The sequence below is a fragment of the Micromonospora sp. WMMD736 genome (assembly GCF_049179015.1).
Lineage (GTDB): Bacteria > Actinomycetota > Actinomycetes > Mycobacteriales > Micromonosporaceae > Micromonospora.
Genome location: NZ_JBMHMI010000088.1, coordinates 1 through 2,037, shown reverse-complemented (window position 1 = coordinate 2,037; position 2,037 = coordinate 1). Strand labels below are relative to the sequence as shown.

Here is a 2,037-nt window from a genome sequence, read left to right as displayed (position 1 = left end):
GGCATCGCCGAGATGATCACGGTGGACAACGCTGTCTGCGCGCCCGGCCTGCAGTCGCTGGAAGACGCTGTCACGGTCCTGATGGCAGATCTGCACGGGCCGTACGACTATCACCTCACTCGCCGGCTGTGCCGACTCGCCGACGAGCAGGGTGTTCGGTATGTCCGGGATGTGTTCCGCTTCTACCGTTCTGACGCGGCCGCCGCGATCGAGGCGGGCGCGAGCACCCGAGCTGCGTTGGTAGGCCCCGGGGTCGACGGCAGTCATGGGTGGGAACGCACCAACATCGCGTCGCTGGTGGCGACCTACCACCTGCTGCATGCGTGGCTTCACACGCCGCTGACGTTCGACCAGTGGGACGCCAACCCGTCGGGCACGTTGGATGACTTTCCGTCGTCGAAGCAGCCCGCCCCTATGGAACGCTGGGTTCCTCTGTCCCGCAACGACACGACCGGTCCCGGCCACCCGTCGCCGGGCTCGACGTGGCCGTGACCCCGTGGAAGCATTCGTTAGGCAGTCGGAGCGAGTTCGGCCGCGCCGAACGACACGTTGAAGCGGTCACACCAGATGCTGATGCTGGTGAGACCGTCCGCATCGGCGCTCGCCGGCACCGGGTAATTGGCGCTGCCCCGGTTTCCCTTCAGTGCGCCGAGATCGACCCAGCGACCGTCGTCGAAAACGCCGGCACCGTCGAGACCGGGCGTCACCGGGGCGTCGGTCAGCCACACCTTCAGATCCGGGCCGTCGCTGGTGTTGAGGTCCTCGATGCGGACCACCAGCGATTCATCGGGGAGTCGAAGTAGCTGCACCGCTCCGGTCGTCTCGTGCTCCTGGCTGACTAGGGAACCCTGCGCCACCACCTCGGTCGCCGCAGCACCGGGTGGCGCCTCGCCGGTAGCCACGGTGGGCGGTGCCTCCTCAACCACGGTGTTAGTGAACAGCTTCCACGGCTGGAACCAGTACGCACCGAAGCCAGCGGCGACAATCGCGATCACTAGGCCGGTGAGCACGAGGGGGTGGCGGATCAGACGCCGACGGGGGCGTGACCGATCAGTCGATTCAGTCATGGGAAAATTATCGCTGCTTTCGTCACCGTTCACGACGATCCCGGTAAATCGGTTCCGGCGAGCACACTGCGGTTGCTCCACAAATTTGTGCACGGAAGGGCCGTGTCGGCGCCTTAGCCTTAGATCATGGGTGAGGGGACAGCCGACGGTTCATTGCAACAGGCCTACGAGGCGATGGTTTCTGCCGAAGTCGGCCCCTTCCTGCGAGAACGCGGCTTTGACGCATCCGACTCCCGCTTCCAGCGGCGACGAGAACCGCTCTACGACATGATCGACTTTCAGGCCGACTGGCATAACGGCTCCATGCCGTGGCATGGATTCTTCGTCAACGTGGGCGTCGGATCGGTTGAGGTCGATTCTGCATGCCCTGGAGATGAGCGGGTAGGACATCCGCTCAAAGGTTCGCTACTGCAACGTCGTTGGGAACAATTGGTACCCGATCTGCCATACGAGGTGCGATTCGACCGTCGCACCGACATGGGGCAGCTCGCTGCCGCGCTCTGCGACGGCCTTGATCTAGTGCTCGCTGAGATGGAACGGATCGGCACGACCGAGCAGTTGGTTCGATATGCCGTCGACAACAACTTGCTGATCGAATACGACAGGACGTGCCGGTACCTGGCCGCTACCGACGATATCGCCACCCTGACCGAGTACGTCACGACCTTGCATGATTTCTTCGGGCATCAAGACCGTTGGTCGATCTTCAACCGCAACATCAGCGCAGCTGTTGGGCGCTGGGCGCGGGTGCTGCAAGAGCGAGGGGTGCTTGACCCGATCGCCGCCCGATGACGAGTTCAAACGCACAGGGCCACAGTAGAAAACAATCATTCCCTTACCGCGCGTACCCGTTGCCGCAGGTTGAATGACTACAGCTGCAGGTGAAGCCTGAAACGACTCATCCCAGGATCGCCCGCGCTGCGCGCTCTGCGACCAGCATGACCGGCGCGTTGGTGTTGCCGGAAGTGAT

The 2,037-nt window shown here is 63.3% G+C and carries 2 protein-coding genes and 1 pseudogene; 2 read left to right on the top strand and 1 reads right to left on the bottom strand.

Annotated features, from left to right (window positions below):
- Positions 1-492, top strand: a pseudogene (locus tag ACN269_RS33955) (osmoprotectant NAGGN system M42 family peptidase); the annotation flags it as partial.
- 17 nt (positions 493-509) lie between these two features.
- Here ACN269_RS33955 and ACN269_RS33950 read toward each other — a convergent pair.
- Complete coding sequence (locus ACN269_RS33950; RefSeq protein ID WP_421477327.1) at positions 510-1,067, bottom strand: DM13 domain-containing protein; 558 nt, start codon at positions 1,065-1,067, stop codon at positions 510-512.
- Positions 1,068-1,193: 126 nt separating this feature from the next.
- Here ACN269_RS33950 and ACN269_RS33945 point away from each other — a divergent pair, with 126 nt between their 5' ends.
- Entirely contained in the window at positions 1,194-1,859 is a 666-nt protein-coding gene (locus ACN269_RS33945; protein WP_421477325.1) for a DUF4304 domain-containing protein, read from the top strand.
- The last annotated feature ends 178 nt before the right edge of the window (positions 1,860-2,037 follow it).

What these genes read in the sequence shown, in the direction of transcription:
- ACN269_RS33945 (WP_421477325.1), top strand. Translation starts at nt 1,194, where the DNA reads ATGGGTGAGGGGACAGCCGACGGTTCATTGCAACAGGCCTACGAGGCG.
- ACN269_RS33950 (WP_421477327.1), bottom strand. Translation starts at nt 1,067, where the DNA reads ATGACTGAATCGACTGATCGGTCACGCCCCCGTCGGCGTCTGATCCGC.